This window comes from Leucobacter ruminantium (assembly GCF_017565705.1).
Lineage (GTDB): Bacteria > Actinomycetota > Actinomycetes > Actinomycetales > Microbacteriaceae > Leucobacter > Leucobacter ruminantium.
On the sequence record NZ_JAGDYL010000020.1, the window covers coordinates 29,648 to 52,397 of the forward strand.

Sequence of the window (22,750 nt, forward strand, 5' to 3'; positions counted from 1 at the left end):
GCGAGGGGTCGGCAGCGCCCCAGAACGCGGTGAGCGGAGCTCTACAGCGCGGGTTCGATGTCCCAGATCTCGCGCATGTACTCGCGCACGGAGCGGTCCGACGAGAAGTAGCCCATGCGCGCGATGTTGAGCACCGCCATGCGCTGCCAGCGCCCGGAATCGCCGTAGGCGCGGTCCACCTCGGTCTGCGCGGCGTCGTAGGAATCGAAGTCGGAAGCGACGAGGAACCAGTCGCTGTTCCACAGCATGTCGACGAGGCCGCCGTAGCGGTGCGGCTCATCGGGGCTGAACGTGCCCTCGGCAATCGCCTGCAGCACGTCCCGCAGCGCCTGACTGCGCTCGATCGCAGCCCGGGCGTGGCCCGGCTCGGCCCGGCGCGCCGCCACCTCTTCGGTGGTCATGCCGAAGAGGAAGAAGTTGTCCGCGCCGACGTGCTCGCGGATCTCTACGTTCGCGCCGTCGAGCGTACCGATCGTGAGCGCGCCGTTCAGTGCGAACTTCATGTTGCCCGTACCAGAGGCCTCCATGCCGGCCGTGGAGATCTGCTCGGAGAGATCGGCGGCCGGGATCAGCTTCTCGGCCATCGATACGCCGTAGTTCGGCGGGAAGACGACGCGCAGCAGGTCGCGCGTGTCCGGATCGTTGTTGACGATCTGGCTCACGTCGTTGATGAGACGGATGATGTCTTTCGCCGTGTGGTAGCTGGGCGCGGCCTTGCCGCCGAAGATCTTCACCCTGGGCACCCAGCCGGCGCCGGGATCCCTCTTGATCCGCTGGTAGCGGGCGATGGTCCAGAGGATGTTCAGCAGCTGGCGCTTGTACTCGTGCAAGCGCTTCACCTGCACGTCGAAGAGCGCATCCGTGGGCACGCCGAGGCCGTGCTCGCCCATGACCCAGCCGGCGAACGCCTCCTTCGCTCGGTGCTTGGCGCGGCCGAAGGCGTCGAGGAACGATGGATCGTCGGCGTGGGCCTCGAGGCCGCGCAGGCGCTCGAGGTCGGTCTCCCAGCCCTCGCCGACGGTGTCGGTGATCAGACGGGCGAGTTCGGGGTTGGCGAGCTTCAGCCACCTGCGCGGCGTGACGCCGTTGGTGATATTGACGATGCGATCGGGGTGCAGCTCGTCGTGCACGGGGAAGAGTTCCTTGCGCACGAGCTCCGAGTGCAGCGCGGAGACGCCGTTGACGCGGTGGCTGGTAGCGAAGGCGAGATCCCCCATGTTGACCTGGTCGCCGCTGATGAGCCGCACAGGATCGGGCCGCGATCCCTGCAGCTCGACGAACTGCGTGTCGAGCCGCTCGATGATCTGGAGGTGGCGCGGCAGCACCTGACGCATGAGACCCACCGTCCACCGCTCGAGCGCCTCGGGCAGCAGCGTGTGGTTCGTGTACCCGAGCACCCGCGTCGCCACGTCGACCGCGGCGTCGAAGCCGAAGCCGTGCTCGTCGACGAGCAGACGGATCAGCTCGGGGCCCGCGATCGCCGGGTGCGTGTCGTTCATCTGGATCGCGACGTACTCGGGCAGTCGGCTCAGGTCGTCGTGGGCGGCGAGGTACCGGCGCAGGATGTCCTGGACGGAGGCGGAGGTCAGGAAGTACTCCTGCGAGAGACGCAGCTGCTTGCCGCCCTCGGTCGTGTCGTTCGGGTAGAGCACCCGGCTGAGGCTGCGCGCGAGCGCCTCGGGCTCGGAAGCCGCCGCGAACTCGCCGGCGTTGAAGCGGCCGAGATCGAAGAGATCGGCGTTGGGCATCGCCGACCACAGGCGCAGCGTGTTGGCCCAGCGCCCACCGTAGCCGACCACCGGGGTGTCGTGGGCGGCGGCCAGCACCTGGGAGCCCGGACGCCAGCGCTGCACGCCGTCCTCCTCGACGAGTTCGCCGCCGAAGCCCACGTGATACGCCGACTCGGTGCGCGTGAAGTCCCACGGCGTGCCCTCGGCCAGCCAGTTCTCCGGCGTCTCGACCTGGCGCCCGTGATCGAAGCTCTGCTTGAAGAGCCCGTGCTCGTAGCGCAGACCGTAGCCGTAGCCCGGGCAGCCGACGGTGGCCATCGACTCCAGGTAGCAGGCGGCCAGGCGGCCGAGGCCGCCGTTGCCAAGCGCGGCGTCGGGCTCCCCCTCGGCGATGTCGGCGAAGCTGAGGCCGAAGCCGTCGAGCACCTCCGCGACCACGTCGCGCAGGCCGAGGTTGATCGTCATGTCCTCGAGCAGACGGCCGATCAGGAACTCCATCGACAGGTAGTAGACGCGCTTGCGATCCTCGGCCCAGGTGCGGCGCGTCGAGTTGAACCAGGGATTCACCGCGCGATCGCGGATCGCGTGCGACAGCGCCATGCGCCAGTCGAACTTCGAGGCATGCTCGGGGCTCTTGCCGACCGTGTACTGCAGGTGGTTGAGCAGCGACCACCTGAAGTGCTCCGGCGTGGGCTCGGGAAGCGAAAGATCATCGCTGCGAATGCCGGTGACGGCGAAGCTCTCGGACATGTGACTCCCGGTGGTGTTCTGATAACGGGTCGCGCCCCGCAGATCCCCCATCTTAGGGGCTGCAGGAACGATTCAGCTTTTTGTCGCGGCTCAGGGCGCCGGCACGAGCCACGCCGCGCAGTCGACGGGCAGGCGCCGCTCCGCGGTGTTGTCGCCCGCTCGGTCATCGACCGCCGCTCCGGCATCGCCCGCTGCGTCCGCGGGGCTCTCCGTCCCCTCATCGCTCATGAGAAGCACCTGCGATCCCTCGGGGATCGTCCACTCGCTCGTGCCGAGGTTGAGCACGACCCGCGTGACCCCGGCGTCGGCCGTGATGTCGAGAGCCACGAGTTCGTCTCCGAGGTCGAGGAACGACAGGGATCCCTCGCCCAGACCGCGCTCGCGCCGCAGCGCCAGCAGCGCGCGGTAGAGCTCGAGAGTGGAGCCGCGCTCCCCCAGCTGCCGGTCGACCGCGAGCTCGCCGAAGACGTCGGGTTGGGGCAGCCACGCCTCCCCGGTGTCGTTGAAGCCGTAGGCCGGCGCTGCCGCGCGCCACGGCAGCGGCACGCGGCAGCCGTCGCGCCCGAGCCGCTCGCCGCCCGTGCGGCGGAAGGTGGGATCCTGGCGCGCATCGGCCGGCAGGTCGATCACCTCGGGCAGGCCGAGCTCCTCGCCCTGGTAGAGGTAGGCGCTGCCAGGCAGAGCCAGCATCAGCGCGGACGCCGCCCGCGCCCTGCGGATCCCCGCGACGGGGTCGGGGGTGATGTCGCCCGAGCCGAGCTGCGTCTCCATCTGATCGGGCGGCAGGCCCAAGCGGGTCGCGTGGCGGATGACATCGTGGTTCGAGAGCACCCAGGTGGTCGGGGCGCCCACCGAAGCTGCCGTCTCGAGCGACTCCGCGATGCGCGCGCGCAGCTCAGCCGCGTCCCACCGCGAGCCGAGGAAGGCGAAGTTGAACGCCTGATGGAACTCGTCGGGCCGCACGTAGCGAGCCAGCCGCTCGAGCGGCTGCACCCACGCCTCCGCGACCATCGCGCGGTCGCCCGGATAGCTCTCGATCAGCTCGCGCCACGAGCGGTAGATCTCGTGCACACCGTTCTGATCCCAGTAGGGCGCCGTGCAGGTCGGCACCCCCTCCGCCTGCAGTTCGCTGCGCGAGAGCGGAGAGTCGGGCAGCCCATCGGCCTTCATCAGGCCGTGCGCCACATCGACGCGGAAGCCATCGACCCCGCGATCGAGCCAGAAGCGCAGGATGTCGAGGAACGCCTCGCGCACCTCTGTGTTGCGCCAGTCGAGATCGGGCTGCCTCGAGTCGAAGAGGTGCAGATACCACTGCTCGCCCGGCGAGTGCGCCGTCTCGGGCGTGCGCGACCAGGCCGCGCCGCCGAACTCGGAGGGCCAGTTGTTCGGCAGGCGTTCCGGGTCATCCGGGTCGATGTCGCGGAAGACGTACCAGCCTCGCTCTGGAGAACCGGGAGGCGCGGCGAGAGCGCGCTGGAACCAGGCGTGTTCGTCGCTCGTGTGGTTCGGCACGACGTCGACGATGACCCGCATGCCGAGCTCGTGGGCGCGGGCGATCAGCTCGTCGGCGGCATCGAGATCGCCGAAGAGCGGGTCGACGCCGCAGTAGTCGGCCACGTCATAACCCGCGTCGGCCTGCGGCGACGGGTAGAACGGCGAGATCCAGACCGCGTCGACGCCGAGGTCGCGCAGATAGGGCAAGCGCGAGGTGATGCCGGGCAGGTCGCCCACGCCGTCTCCGTTCGCGTCGGCGAAGGAGCGGGGGTAGATCTGGTAGATCACCGCGCTGCGCCACCAATCGGGGAGGGTGTCCGCCTGATGCTGCATCGACTCTGAGTGCGCCATGGCTCAATTATGGCCCGCACCTCGGACATCCCTGAAAACAAGCGAAGGCAGACGATCCGCATCGTCTGCCTTCGTGGTGGTGGGGCTACCAGGACTTGAACCTGGGACCTCTTCATTATCAGTGAAGCGCTCTAACCGCCTGAGCTATAGCCCCTTGACCAGAAAATGACTCTACCCGATGCGCGGTGAAAACTGAAATCCGCACCGCGCATCGGGCGAGTTCATCGACTAGTTGCTGGTGAACCCGAGCTGGAATCCGCCGAGCACGCGGACCAGCAGGTTGTAGACGAGGGACCCCACCGCGCCCAGCGCCGTGCCGATGATGATGTTGAGGATGCCCACGACGACCGCGAAACCGAGCACCTGCGGGAAGCCGATGATGTTCATCAGGCTGTTCTCGTCGCCCACGATGTCCATGAACAGCGCATCGACCTGGCCGAAGACGCCCGTCGTCTGCAGCACGGTGTAGATGAGGAGCGTCGAGACCACACTGACGATCGCGAGGCAGATCGAGACCAGGAAGGAGAACTTCACCGCCGACCAGAAGTCGATGTACACCAGCTTCAGGCGGACCTGCTTCGCGGGCGCCTTCTTGCGGGTCTTCTTTGCCAACTTGTCGGCGACAGTGTTACTCATTCACGTCTTCCTTGTTCTCTGCGGGAACGGACTCCCCGGTCTCGGACTCCTCGTCTTCGAGCCCGCGTTCCGAATTTCGCGCGATGCCAATGATACGGTCCCGCTCTGGGAATCGCGCAAACACGACGCCCATGGTGTTGCGTCCCTTGGCCGGCACCTCGGCCACGCGGGATCGGACCACCTTGCCGCTCGCCAGCACTGCGAGCACCTCGTCGCTCTCGTCGACGATGAGACCGCCGACCAGATCACCGCGGTTCTCGTCGAGCTTCGCGACCTTGATGCCGTAGCCGCCGCGCTGCTGCACGCGGTACTCGTCGACCGCGGTGCGCTTGGCGTAGCCGCCCTCCGTGACGACGAACACGAAGCCGCTCTCCTCGCTGATCCGGGAGGCGGAGAGCAGAGCGTCGCCCTCGCGGAAGTTCATGCCGCGCACGCCGCTCGTGGAGCGACCCATGGGCCGGAGCGCCTGATCGGAGGCTGTGAAGCGCACCGACATGCCGTGCCGCGACACGAGCAGCACGTCGTCGCTCGCCTCGGCGATGAGCGCCGAGACGAGCTCGTCGCCCTCGCGCAGCTTGATCGCGATGATGCCGCCGGTTCGGTTGGTGTCGTACTCGGCGAGCGCGGTCTTCTTCACGAGTCCGTCGCGGGTGGCGAGCACCAGGAACCAGCCCTCGGCGAAGTCGCGCACGTCGAGGATCTGGGTGACCGTCTCGTCGGGCGCGAGCGCCAGCAGGTTCGCGAGGTGCTGCCCCTTCGAGTCGCGGCCGCCCTCGGGGATCTCGTAGGTCTTCGCACGGTAGACGCGGCCCGTGTTCGTGAAGAACAGCAGCCAGTGGTGCGTCGTCGTCACGAAGAAGTGCTCCACGATGTCGTCGGCGCGCAGCTGGGCCCCCTTGACGCCCTTGCCACCGCGATGCTGCGAGCGGTAGTTGTCGATGCGGGTGCGCTTGACGTAGCCGCCGCGCGTCACCGTGACCACCATCTCCTCTTCGGGGATGAGATCCTCCATCGACATGTCTCCGTCGAAGCCGTGCAGGATCGTGGTGCGGCGCTCGTCGCCGTACTTGTGCACGAGCTCGCCGAGCTCCTCGATCACGATCGCGCGCTGCTCGGTCGGAGACGCGAGGATCCCCTCGTACTCCTTGATCTGCGCCTCGAGCTTCGCGGCGAGATCGAGGATCTTCTGCCGCTCGAGCGCTGCGAGCCGGCGCAGCTGCAGTCCCAGGATCGCGTCGGCCTGGATCTGATCCACATCGAGCAGGGTCATGAGGCCCTCGCGGGCCTCCTCCACCGTCGGCGAGCGACGGATGAGCGCGATGACCTCATCGAGCGCGTCGAGCGCCTTCAGGTAGCCGCGCTGGATGTGGGCCTCCGCCTCCGCCTTCTTCAGGCGGAACTCGGTCCGGCGCACGATGACCTCGATCTGGTGCTTCGACCAGGCCGTGATGAAGCCGTCGAGTGCGAGCGTGCGGGGAACCCCGTCCACGATCGCCAGCATGTTCGCGCCGAAGTTCTCCTGCAGCTGCGTGTGCTTGTAGAGGTTGTTGAGCACGACCTTCGCGATCGCATCACGCTTCAGCACGATCACGAGGCGCTGGCCGGTGCGGCCGCTCGTCTCGTCTCGGATATCCGCGATGCCCTGGACCTTGTTGTCCTTGACCAGATCCGCGATCTTGACGGCGAGGTTGTCGGGGTTCACCTGGTAGGGCAGCTCGGTGACCACGAGGCAGGTGCGCCCCTGGATGTCCTCGATGTTCACCACGGCTCGCATCGTGATCGAGCCGCGCCCGGTGCGGTAGGCCTCTCGGATCCCCTTCGTGCCGAGGATCTGCGCGCCCGTCGGGAAGTCGGGGCCCTTCACCCGCTCCATGAGCGCTTCGAGCAGCTCCTCCCGGCTCGCATCCGGGTGCTCGAGGTGCCAGATGGCGGCCTCGGACACCTCGCGCAGGTTGTGCGGGGGGATGTTCGTGGCCATGCCGACGGCGATACCGACGGAGCCGTTGACGAGCAGGTTCGGGAACCGCGCCGTGAGCACGGTCGGCTCCTGCGTGCGGCCGTCGTAGTTGTCCTGGAAGTCGACGGTCTCCTCGTCGATGTCGCGCACCATCTCCATGGCGAGCTGCGACATCTTCGTCTCGGTGTATCGGTGCGCGGCCGCACCGTCGTTGCCCGGCGAGCCGAAGTTGCCCTGCCCGAGCGCGAGCGGGTAGCGCATCGCCCACGGCTGCACGAGGCGCACGAGCGAATCGTAGACCGCGCCGTCGCCGTGCGGATGGAACTGGCCCATCACGTCGCCGATCACGCGCGTGCACTTCGAGAATGACTTGTCTGGGCGGTAGCCGCCGTCGTACATCGTGTAGATCACACGACGGTGCACCGGCTTCAGGCCGTCGCGCACGTCCGGCAGCGCACGTCCCACGATCACGCTCATCGCGTAGTCGAGGTACGAGCGCTGCATCTCCAGCTGCAGGTCGACCTGGTCGATCTTGCCGTGGTTGGTCTCGCCCTCCGCGGCCTGTTCGAGCTCTTCGGGGGTGGTGTTCTCAGATGTCAAGGAAACGCACGTCCTTCGCGTTCTGCTGGATGAAGCCTCGGCGGGCCTCGACGTCCTCGCCCATCAGGGTGGCGAAGATCTCGTCTGCGGCTGCGGCATCGTCCATCGTGATCTGCCGCAGGGTTCGGGTCTCGGGGCTCATCGTGGTCTCCCACAGCTCCTCGTAGTTCATCTCGCCGAGACCCTTGTAGCGCTGCACGCCGCTCTCCTTCTGGAGGCGTCGGCCCTTCTCCGCGCCGAGCGCCAGCAGGGCGTCGCGCTCGGCGTCGCTGTAGGCGTAGTCGTGCTCGGCGTTGACCCACTTGATGCGGTACAGCGGCGGCTGAGCGAGGTAGACGTAGCCGAGATCGATCAGCGGCCTCATGTAGCGGAAGAGCAGCGTGAGCAGCAGCGTGGTGATGTGCTGACCGTCGACATCGGCGTCGGCCATGAGCACGATCTTGTGATACCGCGCCTTCTCGGGATCGAACTCCTCACCGATGCCCGCACCGAACGCGGTGATCATGGCCTGCACCTCGGCGTTGCCGAGCGCACGATCGAGGCGGGCCTTCTCCACGTTCAGGATCTTGCCGCGCAGCGGCAGAATCGCCTGCGTCTCCGGGTTGCGCCCCTGCACCGCGGATCCGCCCGCGGAGTCGCCCTCCACGATGAAGATCTCGGAGACCGACGGATCCTTCGACGAGCAGTCCTTGAGCTTTCCGGGCATGCCGCCCGACTCGAGCAGGCCCTTGCGGCGCGCGGTCTCGCGCGCCTTGCGAGCCGCGAGTCGGGCCGTCGCGGCCTGGATCGCCTTGCGGATGATGTCCTTGGCGGCGGCGGGATTGCGCTCGAACCAGTCCCCCAGCTGATCGCCGACGACCTTCTGCACGAAGGCCTTCGCCTCGGTGTTGCCGAGCTTGGTCTTCGTCTGCCCCTCGAACTGGGGCTCACCGAGCTTGACCGAGATGACTGCGGTCAGACCCTCGCGCACATCGTCGCCGGAGAGGTTGTCGTCCTTGTCGCGGAGGATGTTCTTCTCGCGGGCGTAGCGGTTGACGAGCGTGGTGAGCGCCGCTCGGAAGCCTTCCTCGTGCGTGCCGCCCTCGTGCGTGTTGATGGTGTTCGCGTAGGTGTGCACGCTCTCTGTGTAGGCCGTGGTCCACTGCATCGCGATCTCCGCGGAGATCTTGCGCTCGGTGTCCTCGAGCTCGAATGAGATGATCTCATCGTGCACCAGCTCCGCGCGCTTCGCCGAGTTGAGGTAGTGGACGTAGTCCTCGATGCCCTTCTCGTACAGGAACTCGTCGTGCGGAGCCGAGGGCGCGACGAGTTCGCCCTCTTCGTTCTCCACGGGCTCCTGCGGGCGCAGGTCGGTGAGCGCGATCCTGAGGCCCTTGTTGAGGAAGGCCATCTGCTGGAAGCGGGTGCGCAGCGTCTGGTAGTCGAATTCGACGGTCTCGAAGATGTCGGCGCTCGGCCAGAAGGTGATGGTGGTGCCGGTCTCATCGGTGGGCTCCCCCTGCGCGAGCGGAGCGTCGGGAACGCTGTTCGTGAAGGACATGTTCCACGTGAAACCTTCGCGCTTCACCTCGACCTCGAAACGAGTCGAGAGCGCGTTCACGACGGAGGAACCTACGCCGTGGAGGCCGCCCGAGACGGCGTACCCGCCACCGCCGAACTTACCGCCGGCATGCAGCACGGTGAGCACGACCTCGACGGTGGACTTCGAAGGATCGGACGAGTGCGGAGCGACAGGGATCCCTCGCCCGTTGTCGACGACTCGCACACCGCCGTCCTCGAGAATGGTCACGTCGATCGTGTCGCAGTACCCGGCCAGCGCCTCGTCGACGGAGTTGTCGACGATCTCGTAGACGAGGTGGTGAAGCCCTCGGGGGCCGGTGGAGCCGATGTACATGCCAGGCCGTTTGCGTACCGCCTCGAGCCCTTCGAGCACCTGGATCGCGTCGGCGCCGTAGTCTTCTCCGGCCGTGGCCTGTTCCGCACTCATGCTGTGATTGGTCCCCTTCTGGGCTTCTCAGAGCGTTTCTCTGCCCCGGATAACTCCGCACACCAGCTTATCAATTCCAGGCCCGGAAAGGCCTGATATCGGGCCTCTGGAGAGCATTTCGGCGTAGGGATCGTCCCCCGCGAGAGATGAACAGCACTTCCGAGGTTCCGGGAGACCTCGATCGCACCTCTCTCCGCCGGCGCTGCGAGCGCACTTCACTTCTCACTTCCGGCGGCCCGGCGAACGGACCCCACATCCGCCGGTTGAGCGAGCGAAGCGAGTCGAAACCAGGAACCCTCGCTCGACTCCCTCGATTCCGCCCCTCGATTTCGACACGCTTCGCTCGCTCAATCAGCGAAAAGAGACCTCAGTCGGCGGGAGGAGACCTCTGCATCCTCAGCCGAACTTGCCGATCAGAATTTTCCCAGATGAGAACTTAAAAACGCAGGTGCACGGCGCGAAATGGCGATTCTCCCGGCTGAGGCACAACTCTGCTCGGACGCGGACCGGCGAGTTCACCGCAGAATGCGTTTGAGAGAACGATTTTCATCGCTCTGCACGCTGAGGACGATCGGGGACCGTCAGCCGTAGGTGTCCCGAGGACCGCGGCCTGGCACCGAACGGGGCCCGTGCCTCCAACTCGGCGCCCCCGGCGCCAGAAAACGCAGATCGCGAATTCCGGAATCCGGGTACTCCTTCAGCACCCGGGTGAGCATTTCGGCGCGTAGACGTCGAAGCTCGGTCGCCCAAGTCGTGGAATCGCACTGCACCTGAAGCACCCCGTTGCTCACACCGATCACCCGGGTATGCTCGGCGGTGGCCTCGCCCGCGAAGTCCGGCCACTCTACGATGAGTCGCGCCTGGTCGAGTTCGCTGTCCCAGCCGAACTGCCGAGTCATCGTCGTGATGACATCGGAGAGGGCCTTCGGATCCCTCCCGGATCCGAAGGGAGCAGTGACCTCACCGTCTTCGCCGCGTATGCGCCTGGCACGGACGGGCCGCCCTCGCCAGGTCGACTTCGCACGGAGATAGGCTGCCGCGGCGAAGCCGACATCGACTCCCGACATCACTCCTCCCCCGCTCCTTCGACGATGTCATCCGTATCGAAAGTGTCATCTGTGCCGAGAGAATCACTTTCATCCATGATCCTGCCGGCCTCGATGAGTGTCCGATTCCACTCGACCGAGTCGGGGACATCTTCCTCCACAGCGGCGGTGACGATCACCTGCTCGAATCCACTGACGGCCGACATCAAGCGCTCTCTTCTTCCCCGATCGAGTTCGGCGAACACGTCGTCGAGAACGATCACGGGATCGCCGGCTGGAGACTCCTCGCGCAGGATGTTCGCGAGTGCCATCTTGAGTGACAGGGCGAACGACCACGATTCGCCGTGACTCGCATACCCCTTCACAGGAAGCGCGTTGAGGCCGAGCAGCAGATCATCACGATGCGGCCCGATGAGCGTCACCCCGCGATCGATCTCTCGCGAACGAACCTCCTCGAGCGCCCGCCTGAAGTGCTCCATCAGTGTTTCACGTGAAACCTCGGCCAACTCCGACACGCCATCCGTTTCACGTGAAACATCCGTCTCGGAATAAACCGACTCGGAGATTCCCAGATCAGGGCGGTGATCCTGACCCACGAGCGCTTCATAGTCCGTGCGAAGTGCCGGAGTGAGATCTCTCACGAGTTCGCGTCTCGCCAGCATGATCTGCGAGCCATGCGTCACCAACTGGTCATCCCAGACCTCGAGCGCTGCGCCGAGCGACCGCACGCCGCTCTTCCGGGCCGACTTGAGGAGAGCCGTGCGTTGACGCACCACGCGCTCGTAATCGCTCAGCGTGCCTGCCGCAATCGGGTGACGAACGATGAGCGAGTCGTCGAGGAACCGGCGGCGACCCGCAGGATCTCCTCTGACGATGCCCAGGTCTTCCGGGACGAAGGCCACAGACGCGAACCAGCGCATCAGTTCTCTCGGGCGTACGGGGTTTCGGTTCACAGACGCGCGATTCTGGCGATCCCTGTTGATCTGGATCTCGAGCAGCACGCTGCGGCCCGAGGCCTCCACACGCATCCGAGCACTCGCCTGATCGGCGCCGGCACGAATCAACGCTGCGTCGCCGCTGACACGATGGGAACGCAGCGTCGAGAAGTAGCCGATCGCCTCGACGAGGTTGGTCTTGCCCTGTCCATTTCGACCGATGATCAGGTTCGGCCCCTCGCACAGCGCGAGCTCCGCGGTGGGATAGTTCCTGAAATCGGTGAGGGAAAGATGCGCGACCCGCATCGTCGCCCCTAGCGCAACAGCAGGTTGGGCTGCAGCAGGTAGCGGAAGCTCGCTTCGTCCGCCTCATCCTTGCTGCGCTGGCTCGTGATCAGGACCGGTCCGGGCTTGCCCGGATTGTCCGTGCGGGTGAAGGCGATGCGCGCGAACTCCGAATGCGTCGAACGCAGTCCGTCGAGCAGGAACTGCGGCTTCAACGAGACCACCATCTCCTCACCGACAAGATGTGCATCGACCGTTTCCACCGCCTGTGCAGACTCGGTGCCGGCGGCCTCGAGCGTCACCGTTCCCTCGGAGAAGGAGAAGCGCAGGGCCGCCTCGCGCTCGAGCACGAGCCCGACTCGTCCGACGGCTTCCACGAGCTCCGCCGTGTTCACGACGGCGTAGTTGTCGACGCTTTCCGGGAAGAGGCGCCCGACGGGCGGATAATTGCCCTTGATCAGGAGAGAGGTCACCGTCTTGGATCCACCGGTGAACGCCACGAGCTCACGATCCTCGTCCTTGACGATCGAGATCTGCACCTGGCCGTCACCCGAGAAAGTCTTGCCCACCTCCGTGACGATCTTCGAAGGCACGAGAGCGCTCAGCGCGCGCTGATCCGTCTGGTTCTCCCAGTCGATGCCGCGCGTCGCCACGCGATAGCGGTCGGTCGCGGTCAGCGTCAGCGAGTTCTCATCGACCTCGAACTGCACACCGGTGATGACCGGGGTGACGTCGTCCTTCGAAGCTGCGAGGGAGACCTGCCCGATAGCTTCTGCGAACACGTCGGCGGGAACCGAGCCCGACACCGTGTCGACTCGAGGGATTTGGGGGAACTCCTCCACGGGCATCGCGGGCAGGCTGAAGGAGGCCGATCCGCACCGGACCTCGACCCGCGTCTCCGCAAGCGATACCTCGACATCGGAGTGGGGCAGCCGCTGAGCGATCTCGCTGAGCAGGCGGCCGGAAACGAGGGCTCGACCCTCCTCCGCGACCGAGGCGGTCACCGAGGTGCGTGCCGAGACTTCGTAGTCGAACGACGATACCGTGAGCTGGTCGCCTTCAGCCACGATCAAGGCGCCGCTGAGCAGGGGCTGCGTGGGGCGCTGAGGAAGCAGCTTCACCGCGAAGGACACGGCGTCGCTGAATACGTCGCGGTTGACGGTGAATCGCATCAGTTCCTCCCATACGTACGCGCAACGACATGAACCGCGTACCGGCCTCACAATCTTTGCATACTCGGGGAGATGGGGCATCCGGGGTTGTGATGTCGATGAGGACCGACGGGGTTCGGTGCGATGCGGAGCGCGTTATCGAGTGACCGAAGAGAGAAGAAATTCTGTTAACAGTGTTAACGGCTGTGGAGAATGTGGATAACCTCCGACAGGCGTTTCACCATAACGGAACTACAAAGATGTGAGTTGTTGGCGAGCGGTGGATGAGCCGCGATCCGCGTGAATACGGGGAAGTCGGAGCCGGGTGCCTCCTCCACAGGCTCCTCCGATCAATCCACAAATTTATGCGAGTTATCCCGAGTTATCCACAGGCCCCGGTGGATTGTGGATGGATATCGGCTCGGAGACGCGGAATCATGCCGGACTTCGCCGGTCGGAAAGTTGTGAGAGCGCGTGCACTTATGCCGGGTGCTCGAATGCGCGTCCGGAGCCGCTGTCGGCGAGTCGGGAGAGCCGACCCGGAGCAGACGCCCTAGGGCGTGTCTCGCAAATCCTCGCCTGCTGCGCGCGCCCGTTCGGGGCGCCTCGCTGCGTTGTCGTCGTCAGATTTACATCCAGCAAACCGTCCTCCTCCGCCTTGCGAGGCACCCCGCCCAGGCGCTGCTCGCAACGGCAACGATTTACGAGACACGCCCTAGCGCGAGCCCTGCTTGATGCGCGTCGTGAGCTCGGTGACCTGGTTGTAGATGGATCGCCGCTCGGCGATCAACTGGGTGATCTTCTTGTGCGCGTACATCACCGTGGTGTGATCGCGCCCGCCGAAGAGCTGACCGATCTTGGGAAGCGAGAGCGGGGTCAGCTCGCGGCAGAGATACATCGCGATCTGCCTGGCCGTCGCGATCTGCTGTGCGCGGGAGGGGCCGTAGAGCTCATCGACCGACAGATCGAAGTACTCGGCGGTGCGGCTGATGATGTCCGAGGGCTGCACCTCGTTGTCGGCGTCGAGCGTGATGAGATCCTTCAGCACCGTGTGCACGAGCTGCATGTCGATGCGCTGCTGATTGAGGCTGGCATAGGCGGTGACCCGGATCAGCGTTCCCTCGAGCTCGCGGATGTTCGACGTGAACTTGCTCGCGATGAACTCGAGGATGCTGTGGTCGATCTCCAGGCCCTCGCGCTGCGCCTTCTTGCGCAGGATCGCGATGCGGGTCTCGAGGTCGGGGACCTGGATATCGGTCAGCAGCCCCCACTCGAAGCGGGAGAGCATGCGCTCCTCGAAGCCGCGCAGCTGCTTGGGCTGCACGTCGCTCGTGATCACGACCTGCTTGTTGTGGTCGTGCAGCGTGTTGAAGGTGTGGAAGAACGCCTCCTGCGTCTCGACCTTGTCCTGCAGGAACTGGATGTCGTCGACGAGGAGGATGTCGACGCTGCGATAGCGGGCGTGGAATGCCGCACCCTGGTTGTTCGCGATCGAGTTGATGAAGTCGTTGGTGAAATCCTCGGAGCTCACATAGCGCACCCGCACGTCGGGGAAGAGCTCGCGGGCGTAGTGGCCGATCGCGTGGAGCAGGTGGGTCTTGCCCAGACCCGAGTCGCCGTAGATGAACAGCGGATTGTAGGCGCGAGCCGGCGCCTCTGCCACGGCCACCGCGGCCGCGTGGGCGAAGCGGTTCGACTGGCCGATGACAAAACTGTCGAAGCGGTACTTCTCGTTGAGTCGGCTGTCCACGCGCTCTTCGGCCCCGTGACGCGAGCGGGGCTCGTCGAGCGGGCGAAGATACTCCCCCCGCGTCGGCGCGGAGCCGCCAGTGCTGGACGGCGAAGCAGCAGATGCGGCGGGAGGAATATCCGCAGCGGGCGGGGTTTCGGGCTCCGCATCGAGTACCGGATGCGCGTCCTCATCCACCAGAACGATGAAGCTCTCGATGCCCGCCGCCTCGGGAACACCGGCGAGCGCCGTCATGATGGCGGGGCGCAGCCGGGTCTCCAGAAGCTTCAGGGTGAACTCGAGCGGCACCGCGAGGTAGAGGGTGCCGGCGGCGACGCCGCGCGGTACGGCAAGGCCGAGGTGCGCGCCGAGCGTGCGGCCCACGGCGGGGTCTTCCATCACGGCCTGAGTCACCTTGACCCAGACTTCCTGTACCTCGTCCTCAGTCATCCGCTCACTCTTGTCTCAGCGGGAGCCGAATCAGACTATCCGCAGGGTTATCCACAGCTCGTAGGCGCGCGAACCCCGTGTTCGCAAGGGATCCGGCTCGAGCGCGAGGGGCTTCGGATCACGTTAGTCACAGATTTGTCCACAGGCAAGTCGTCGTGACATCATCGCCGGAGCGACGCACCCGGCCGACGGTCCCCCGCTCGGCGCCGCACGACAACTTTGACGACCGTGAGAATCTCGCGTAGAGTAAATACCTTGTATGGGCGACATATGCCTGGTGCTCTGCGCCGGTGCAAGCCGCGGACGAGCGCACAGCGCGATTCCTGAGCCCCGAGCGTCCTGCAGATCCGACTTCCTCGTCGCCACGAGCCTCGGGGATCTGTTCCATAAGTCACGGAGTCTTTCATGAGCAAGCGTACTTTCCAGCCCAACAACCGCCGCCGCGCCAAGGTCCACGGCTTCCGCGCCCGCATGCGCACCCGCGCCGGCCGCGCGATCGTCTCCGCTCGCCGCGGCAAGGGCCGTTCGAAGCTCACGGCGTAAGCCCGATTCCCCGCGGTCATGCCTGCGTGGCAGCACCGGGTCACCCGGGGAGACGATTACCGGCGCACAGTGCGAACCGGCAGCCGCGTGGGTGGTGCATACTGCATCGTCCACGCGGTTTTGCGTTCCCCCGGCGAACCGGCTCGCTTCGGCTTCATCGTCTCGAAGGCCGTGGGCGGTGCCGTCGTGCGCAATCTGGTCAGGAGGCGGCTGAAGACGATCGTCGAACGCCGACTCGCCGCGGGCTTCGCTGGTTATGACGTCGTCATCCGCGCACTGCCGGCGAGCGCCGACGCCCCGTTCTCGGAGTTGGAGCGCGAGGTGGGCCGATCCCTCACCCGCGTGATCGAGCGGGTCGGCCGCGCAGACGGCGCGGACCCCGACCGGGAGCGACGACCGGTATGAGCCGGACTCTGCTCGAGATCTGGCTGCTGCCGAGGAACCTGGCGATCGGCATCATGCACCTCTACCGCCGTCTGATCTCGCCGCTCTACGGCCAGGTCTGCAGATACCATCCATCCTGTTCCAGGTATTCTCTTGAGGCGTACCAGCAACGCGGATTCCTCGTCGGGCTCGCCCTGACCGTCTGGCGTCTGCTGCGATGCAACCCCTTCACTCCGGGCGGCATCGACGACGTGCCCCCAGGGCTGCGTCCGATCTTCACCATCAACTCCCGCGGCTTCGTCCGCCCCCAAGACCGAAAGGCCTAACCCGGTGCAATTCTTCGAGACCATACTCTGGCCGCTGCGCTGGCTCGTCGAGCTGGTGCTGTGGGCTTGGCACTGGCTGTTCACCGCGATCGGGATGGATCCCGCATCCGGCGTGACGTGGGTGCTCTCCATCATCGGCCTCGTCGTCGTCGTGCGCTCGGCGCTCATCCCGGTGACGGTGCGCCAGATCAAGTCGCAGCGGCGCATGATGGATCTGGCCCCTGAGATGAAGAAGATCCAGGACAAGTACAAGGGCAAGAAGGACCAGTTCTCGCGCGAGGCCATGAGCCGCGAGACGATGGCCCTGTACAAGAAGCACGGGACCAACCCGTTCGCCTCGTGCCTGCCGATCCTCATCCAGATGCCCGTGTTCTTCTCCCTGTTCTACGTGCTGCGGCACGCAGCGGAGAAGACGACCGGCATCGGCTTCATGGATGCTCGGCTCACCGAGAGCTTCAACGCCGCGTCCATCTTCGGCGCTCCCCTGAAGATGACCTTCACCCAGGGCTGGGAGTCGGGCAACTGGATGGTCGTGACGCTGCTCGGCACGATCATGGTCCTGATGATCGCCTCGCAGTTCTTCACCCAGCTGCAGATCATGTCGAAGAACGTCTCCGACGAGACGAAGCAGTCGTCGATGTACCGCCAGCAGAAGATCATGCTGTACATCATCCCCTTCGCCTTCCTCTTCTCGGGCGTCGCATTCCCCCTCGCTCTCAACATCTACTGGTTCACCTCGAACCTGTGGACCATGGGCCAGCAGTACATCGTGATCCGCAACATGCCTACCCCGGGCAGCGACGCCTGGCGAGCACGCCAGGCGCGGCTGAAGGCCAAGGGTAAGCTGAGCGATGACGAGAAGCAGGCCGACGATGCGGGCAAGGGATCCACCTCGCCGCAGGGGCAGCGCCAGCAGCCGATGAGCGCGAAGCGCGCCAAGAAGAAGAAGTGAGAGCACTGTGAGCACTGATCGCGCAGCCGCTGCCGAGCCGACCGAGCTGAGCCTGCAGGATCTCGAGGCCGATGGCGACCTCGCGGCCGACTACATCGAGGCACTGCTCGACATCGCCGACCTCGACGGCGACATCGACATCGACGTCGCGGGCGGCCGCGCCTACGTCTCGGTGACCGGCGGCGATGAGGAGCTCGACCGCATCGCGACCCCCGACACCGTGCAGGCGCTGCAAGACCTCACCCGCCTCGCCGTGCAGGCGAAGACGGGCCGCTTCACCCGCCTCGTGATCGACATCGGCGGCTCGCGCGATGCCCGTGCGGCGGAGCTCAGCAGCATGGTCGACGCCGCCGTCGCGCAGATCGCGGCCGGCCGCGAGGAGGTCGAGCTCGAGCCGATGTCGTCGTACGAGCGCAAGCTGGTGCACGACGAGGTCGCCGAGCGCGGCTACTTCTCGGAGTCGAGGGGCGAGGGCCGCAGCCGTCGTCTCATCATCAGCCGAGGCTGATGCCGTCGTGGTCGTTTCACGTGAAACGACCCCCGCGCAACGCGTCGCCGTTCGGCGGCCGTGAGGAGGATCCCTGTGGAGCAGCAAGCGCTGATCGAGGCCGAGCCTGTCGCCGCGGCCGAGCTGGCCGGCGATCGCATCGGGGTGCTGCGCGATTTCGCGAGGGATCTCGGCGAGCGCGGCGAGGAACTCGGTCTCATCGGGCCCCTCGAACCGCCCCGGCTCTGGACGCGGCACCTGCTGAACTCCGCGGTGCTCGCCCCGCTGGTCGAGAGCGGCGCTCGGGTCGCCGACATCGGCACCGGAGGCGGCATGCCCGGTCTGGTGCTCGCCATCGTGCGACCCGATGCCCGATTCCTGCTCATCGAGCCGATGGAGCGCAGGTGCGCCTGGCTGAATTCTCAGATCGAACGACTCGGCCTCGAGAACGTCGAGGTGCGCCGCGGCAGAGCCGAGGAGTTCCACGGGGCGTTCGAGGTCGACCAGGTCACGGCGCGCGCGGTGACCGCGCTGCGCAAGCTCGTACCGCTCACCGCTCCCCTGCTGCGCGACGGCGGGGAGATGCTCTTCCTCAAGGGCACCTCGGTCGAGGAGGAGATCCGCACCGCCGAGAAGGCGCTGCGCAAGCATCGCGTGCGCGACGTCGCGGTCGAGGAGCTCGGAGCCGGACTGCTGGCCGAGACCACGCGCGTATTTCGGGCTAGGGTAGGGAGCCATGGCTGAAGTGGAAAGCTCCCTCGTAGGCGACCACCTCGTCGACAAGGTGCGGCGCCGACGGCGGCTCGCCGAACTGGTCTCTCCGCTGCCCTCCGAGACCCGCATCATCACCGTCTCGAATCAGAAGGGCGGCGTCGGCAAGACCACCACGACGGTGAACCTCGCCTCAGCCCTCGCTCGACGGGGAGCCCGCGTGCTCGTCATCGACCTCGACCCGCAGGGCAACGCCTCGACAGCCCTCGGCGTGCCCCACCGACCGGAGGTCACCAGTGTCTACGACGTGCTGCTCGGAGACAGCAGCCTGCATGACGCGCTGCAGCCGACGACCGATCACGAGAACCTCAGCTGCGTTCCCTCGACGATCAACCTCGCGGGGGCCGAGATCGAACTGGTCTCGCTCGTCGCGCGCGAGCAGCGCCTGCGCACCGCCATCGAGGCCTTCCTGAGCGAATCGGAAGAGCGCTTCCACTACATCTTCATCGATTGCCCGCCGTCGCTGGGGCTGCTCACCGTCAACGCCTTCGTCGCGGCGAGCGAGGTGCTCATCCCCATCCAGTGCGAGTACTACGCACTCGAGGGACTGAGCCAGCTGCTCGGCAACATCCAGCTCATCCAGAAGCACCTGAACCCCGTGCTGCGGGTCTCGACCATCGTGCTGACCATGTACGACGCGCGTACCAACCTGGCGCAGGAGGTGGCGGGCGAGGTGCGCTCGCATTTCCCGTCGGAGGTGCTGAACGCCGTGATCCCCCGTTCGGTGCGGATCTCGGAGGCGCCCAGCTACGGCCAGACCGTGCACGCCTACGACGGGGGCTCGATCGGTGCGATCGCCTACCTCGAGGCCGCCGCGGAGATCGCGGAGCGCGGGGCCGCGAGCGAGACTCAGAAGAACGAAGGAGCATAGGAACGATGGCGACGAAGAAGCGAAGCGGGCTCGGCCGCGGTATCGGCGCGCTGATCCCCCAGGCTCCCGTCACCGGCGAGCGGCCGGTCGACGTGTTCTTCCCGGCGGCCGGTGCGGCCGCGGCGGCGGTCGAGGCGAAGGACGCGGACGGCAGCGCTGCCGTAGACTCCCCGGCGGATGCCGAGCAGTCGCTCCAGGAGGTGCCCGGCGCTCGTCTCACCCGGCTCGAGGTCGCCGACATCGTGCCGAACCGCTCGCAGCCGCGTACCGAGTTCGACGAGGAGGCTCTCGAAGAGCTCACTCACAGCGTGCGCGAGTTCGGCGTCTTCCAGCCCATCGTGGTGCGCGAGATCGAGAACGCCCCTGTCGAGGGCCCGCACTACGAGCTGATCATGGGCGAGCGCCGTCTCCGCGCCTCGAAGCGCGCCGGCCTCGACACGATCCCCGCGATCGTCCGCTCCACCGCCGACGAGCACATGCTGCGCGACGCGCTGCTCGAGAACCTGCACCGCGCGCAGCTCAACCCGCTCGAAGAGGCCTCGGCCTATCAGCAGCTGCTCTCCGACTTCGGGATCACGCAGGAGCAGCTCGCCGAGCGCATCGGCCGCTCGCGGCCGCAGATCTCCAACACGATCCGACTGCTGAAGCTACCCGAGCCGGTGCAGGCCCGGGTAGCGGCGGGCGTCCTCTCCGCGGGTCACGCCCGCGCCGTGCTCGCGCTCGACGGCGACAGCGAGGCGATGCAGAAGCTCGCCGACAAGATCGTCAACGAGGGACTCTCGGTGCGCGCCGCAGAGGCGGTCGCGGCTGAGACACCGAAGCGACGTCTGCCGAAGCCGCGCGCGGGCGGCGTGCAGGCGCAGCTCGGCGAGATCGCCGAGCGCCTCGGGGATCGCTTCGACACCCGGGTCTCGGTGAAGCTCGGCGCCAAGAAGGGGCAGATCATCCTCGACTTCGCGACGATCGCCGATCTCAAGCGCATCCTCTCGGAGCTCGGAGACCCCGGCTTCAGCTGATCCGCCGGCCGGTTTCATCCGCGCATCCGCGCGGGTTCCGCAGGCCTCTCGTGCGAGGGATCCCTCACGGCGGTGTCAGCATGATGTCGTGTGCGGGTGAGGCGACTGTGATTGACTGGGCGTATGAGTGAGGAACCGCGCATCGTCTCGGCCGCGCGAGAAGTCGCCGCCGACGCCGCCGCGATCTTCGAGCTGATCGCCGACCCCGCGCGACAGCCCGAGTGGGACGGCAACGACAATCTTGCGGAGGCCGACATCGGTCAGCGCGTGCGGGCCGTCGGCGATGTATTCGTGATGCACAACGTGAGCGGCAAGGTGATCGAGAATCGCGTCGTCGAGTTCGAGGAGGGGCGGCTGATCGCCTGGCTCCCGGCGATCCAGGGCGAGCCTCCGATGGGGCAGCTCTGGCGCTGGGAGCTCGAGCCGGCGGGTGAGGGGCGAACGCTCGTGCGTCACACTTACGACTGGACCGGCCTGCACGATCCCGAGCGCTTCGAACGGGCCCGCTCGTTCACCGTGGAGGGGCTGAGCCGTTCGATCGAGCGGCTCGCGGTGATCGCGGAGGCGCTCTGAGCGACGCGCACAGCGATGACCCGAGGGATCCCTGCCCGGGGAGCGGGTGATTTCCACGCAGACGCGGTGGCGTCGGCGTGGACCGCGAGAAATCGCTGACGCGATTTCTTCTCTGCGATCCACGCGCCTCGCTCAATCCGCGGGAGGCGGCCTCTCCCCCGCCCCCGAGCCGAAACGTCGGTACGGGGCAGGGCTGACACGGCGAAGCGGGCCGCGGTTTCCGCCGGGATCCCTTTTGCGACCGTCCCACCACTGAGAGTCGCCCGTTCGGCAATCCGAGAGCATGAAAAACGGCGGGTGCGGATTCCGCACCCGCCGTGGGAGCGAACTGTTCAGATGATGCCGGTGAGCTCGTTCTCGAGCATCGCCTTCGGCATGGCGCCGATGATCTCGCGCACCTCTTCGCCGTTCTTGAAGACCTTCATCGCGGGGATGGAGGTGATGCGGTAGCGCGCGGCGAGGTTCGGATTCTCGTCGACGTTGAGCTTGGCGATGACGAGCTTGCCCTCCTGCTCGGCGGCGATCTGGTCGAGCACCGGAGCGACGGCGCGGCAGGGCCCGCACCAGGCGGCCCAGAAGTCGACGAGCACGGGCACGTCGCTCTGCAGCACTGCGGTGTCGAACGACTGCTCGTCGACGATGATGGGTTCGGTCATGATTCTTCTCCTTCGAGTCCGCGCATCGAGCCTGCCGAGATGAGCGGGTGGGTTCCCCTCGACAGGCTCGGGGAACGGGCGGTTCAGCGGGTGGACGCGGCGAGCTGCTGCGACGCGTGGGCCGGCAGCGGCGTCTCCTCGGCGGATTCGAGCGCGGCGATGTAGTGCTCGGCGTCGAGGGCGGCGACCGTTCCGGAGGCGGCCGCGGTGACCGCCTGGCGGTAGTTGGGGTCGATGACGTCTCCCGCGGCGAAGACGCCGGGTGCCGAGGTGCGCGAGGAGCGGCCCTCGACGGCGATGGTGCCCTCGGCCGTGAGATCGAGCTTGCCGTGCACGAGGTGGGTGCGCGGATCGTTGCCGATCGCGATGAAGAGGCCGTCGAGTGCGAGTTCGCGCTCCGAGGCGTCCACGGTGTCGCGCAGCGTGACGCCGCTGATCTCGGTCTCGCCGTGGATCGCGGCGATGCTCGAGTTCCAGATGAACTCGATCTTCGGGTTGTCGAAGGCGCGCTGCTGCATGATCTTCGACGCCTTGAGCTCGTCGCGGCGGTGGATCACGTAGACCTTGTCGGCGAAGCGCGTGAGGAAGGTGGCCTCCTCCATGGCGGAGTCGCCGCCGCCGACGACGGCGATCGTCTTCTCGCGGAAGAAGAAGCCGTCGCAGGTGGCGCACCACGAGACGCCGTGTCCCGAGAGACGATCCTCGTCGGCGAGCCCGAGCTTGCGGTAGGCGGAGCCCGTCGCGTATATGACCGTCCGGGCCTCGTGCACGGTACCGTCGCTCGTTGTGACGCGCTTCACGTCGCCCGAGAAGTCGACCTCCGTGACGTCGTCGTACACGACCTCGGTGCCGAAGCGCTCGGCCTGCTCCTGCATCTTCTGCATGAGTTCGGGTCCCTGGATCCCTTCGGGGAAGCCGGGGAAGTTCTCGACCTCGGTGGTGTTCATGAGCTCGCCGCCGATGTTCACCGAGCTGGCGAACAGGACCGGCTTCAGGTTCGCGCGTGCGGCATAGATCGCCGCGGTGAAACCGGCGGGGCCGGAGCCGATGATGATGATCTGGTGCATGAA

The 22,750-nt window shown here is 66.5% G+C and carries 20 protein-coding genes and 1 tRNA gene; 9 read left to right on the forward strand and 12 right to left on the reverse strand.

The window, feature by feature from the left end; translation table 11 throughout:
• Positions 1 to 41 precede the first annotated feature (41 nt).
• The 10 genes from J4H91_RS11420 to dnaA all read right to left on the reverse strand — a co-directional run bounded on the left by J4H91_RS11420 (position 42) and on the right by dnaA (position 15,101).
• Entirely contained in the window at positions 42 to 2,480 is a 2,439-nt protein-coding gene (locus tag J4H91_RS11420; protein ID WP_208046391.1) for a glycogen/starch/alpha-glucan phosphorylase, read from the reverse strand.
• A 90-nt stretch (positions 2,481 to 2,570) separates the two neighbouring features.
• Positions 2,571 to 4,325, reverse strand: coding sequence for a glycoside hydrolase family 13 protein (locus J4H91_RS11425; protein WP_208046392.1), 1,755 nt, complete (start codon positions 4,323 to 4,325; stop codon positions 2,571 to 2,573).
• 77 nt (positions 4,326 to 4,402) lie between these two features.
• Positions 4,403 to 4,479, reverse strand: a tRNA-Ile gene (locus J4H91_RS11430).
• Between the two features lie 74 nt (positions 4,480 to 4,553).
• Positions 4,554 to 4,961, reverse strand: a complete 408-nt coding sequence (locus J4H91_RS11435) for a DUF3566 domain-containing protein (protein WP_208046393.1) — start codon at positions 4,959 to 4,961, stop codon at positions 4,554 to 4,556.
• Complete coding sequence (gene gyrA, locus J4H91_RS11440) at positions 4,954 to 7,518, reverse strand: DNA gyrase subunit A (protein ID WP_208046394.1); 2,565 nt, start codon at positions 7,516 to 7,518, stop codon at positions 4,954 to 4,956. Before gyrA ends, J4H91_RS11435 begins: the two co-directional genes overlap by 8 nt.
• Positions 7,508 to 9,505, reverse strand: coding sequence for a DNA topoisomerase (ATP-hydrolyzing) subunit B (gyrB, locus tag J4H91_RS11445; RefSeq protein ID WP_208046395.1), 1,998 nt, complete (start codon positions 9,503 to 9,505; stop codon positions 7,508 to 7,510). Before gyrB ends, gyrA begins: the two co-directional genes overlap by 11 nt.
• 581 nt (positions 9,506 to 10,086) lie before the next feature.
• Entirely contained in the window at positions 10,087 to 10,572 is a 486-nt protein-coding gene (locus J4H91_RS11450; protein WP_208046396.1) for a DciA family protein, read from the reverse strand.
• Positions 10,572 to 11,792, reverse strand: a complete 1,221-nt coding sequence (gene recF / locus J4H91_RS11455; RefSeq protein WP_208046397.1) for a DNA replication/repair protein RecF — start codon at positions 11,790 to 11,792, stop codon at positions 10,572 to 10,574. Before recF ends, J4H91_RS11450 begins: the two co-directional genes overlap by 1 nt.
• An 8-nt stretch (positions 11,793 to 11,800) precedes the next feature.
• Complete coding sequence (gene dnaN / locus J4H91_RS11460; RefSeq protein WP_208046398.1) at positions 11,801 to 12,943, reverse strand: DNA polymerase III subunit beta; 1,143 nt, start codon at positions 12,941 to 12,943, stop codon at positions 11,801 to 11,803.
• Between the two features lie 694 nt (positions 12,944 to 13,637).
• Entirely contained in the window at positions 13,638 to 15,101 is a 1,464-nt protein-coding gene (gene dnaA, locus J4H91_RS11465) for a chromosomal replication initiator protein DnaA (protein WP_208046399.1), read from the reverse strand.
• A 405-nt stretch (positions 15,102 to 15,506) separates the two neighbouring features.
• On the opposite strand from dnaA, the gene rpmH reads away from it, so the two are divergent.
• The 9 genes from rpmH to J4H91_RS11510 all read left to right on the forward strand — a co-directional run bounded on the left by rpmH (position 15,507) and on the right by J4H91_RS11510 (position 21,024).
• A complete protein-coding gene (gene rpmH / locus J4H91_RS11470) occupies positions 15,507 to 15,644 on the forward strand; it encodes a 50S ribosomal protein L34 (protein ID WP_208046400.1) in 138 nt (45 codons plus the stop codon).
• A gap of 18 nt (positions 15,645 to 15,662) precedes the next feature.
• Entirely contained in the window at positions 15,663 to 16,049 is a 387-nt protein-coding gene (gene rnpA, locus J4H91_RS11475; protein WP_208046401.1) for a ribonuclease P protein component, read from the forward strand.
• Positions 16,046 to 16,354: a membrane protein insertion efficiency factor YidD gene (yidD, locus tag J4H91_RS11480; protein ID WP_208046402.1), complete on the forward strand. Its 309-nt coding sequence runs from the start codon at positions 16,046 to 16,048 to the stop codon at positions 16,352 to 16,354. Before rnpA ends, yidD begins: the two co-directional genes overlap by 4 nt.
• A 4-nt stretch (positions 16,355 to 16,358) precedes the next feature.
• Entirely contained in the window at positions 16,359 to 17,306 is a 948-nt protein-coding gene (gene yidC, locus J4H91_RS11485; protein WP_208046403.1) for a membrane protein insertase YidC, read from the forward strand.
• A gap of 7 nt (positions 17,307 to 17,313) precedes the next feature.
• Complete coding sequence (locus J4H91_RS11490; protein ID WP_208046404.1) at positions 17,314 to 17,814, forward strand: R3H domain-containing nucleic acid-binding protein; 501 nt, start codon at positions 17,314 to 17,316, stop codon at positions 17,812 to 17,814.
• A 75-nt stretch (positions 17,815 to 17,889) separates the two neighbouring features.
• Complete coding sequence (rsmG, locus tag J4H91_RS11495; protein WP_341783523.1) at positions 17,890 to 18,537, forward strand: 16S rRNA (guanine(527)-N(7))-methyltransferase RsmG; 648 nt, start codon at positions 17,890 to 17,892, stop codon at positions 18,535 to 18,537.
• A complete protein-coding gene (locus J4H91_RS11500; protein ID WP_208046405.1) occupies positions 18,530 to 19,435 on the forward strand; it encodes a ParA family protein in 906 nt (301 codons plus the stop codon). Before rsmG ends, J4H91_RS11500 begins: the two co-directional genes overlap by 8 nt.
• A gap of 5 nt (positions 19,436 to 19,440) precedes the next feature.
• Positions 19,441 to 20,451 carry a ParB/RepB/Spo0J family partition protein gene (locus J4H91_RS11505; RefSeq protein ID WP_208046406.1) on the forward strand — a complete coding sequence of 337 codons (1,011 nt, stop codon included), beginning with the start codon at positions 19,441 to 19,443 and terminating at the stop codon, positions 20,449 to 20,451.
• Between the two features lie 123 nt (positions 20,452 to 20,574).
• Positions 20,575 to 21,024 (forward strand): SRPBCC family protein, encoded by a 450-nt coding sequence (locus J4H91_RS11510; protein WP_208046407.1) that lies wholly within the window; start codon positions 20,575 to 20,577, stop codon positions 21,022 to 21,024.
• A 332-nt stretch (positions 21,025 to 21,356) separates the two neighbouring features.
• Here J4H91_RS11510 and trxA read toward each other — a convergent pair whose 3' ends face one another.
• The gene (gene trxA / locus J4H91_RS11515) at positions 21,357 to 21,680 is read right to left on the reverse strand and encodes a thioredoxin (protein WP_208046408.1); all 324 of its coding nucleotides are present in this window, start codon (positions 21,678 to 21,680) and stop codon (positions 21,357 to 21,359) included.
• 83 nt (positions 21,681 to 21,763) lie between these two features.
• A complete protein-coding gene (trxB, locus tag J4H91_RS11520) occupies positions 21,764 to 22,747 on the reverse strand; it encodes a thioredoxin-disulfide reductase (protein WP_208046409.1) in 984 nt (327 codons plus the stop codon).
• Between the last annotated feature and the right edge of the window lie 3 nt (positions 22,748 to 22,750).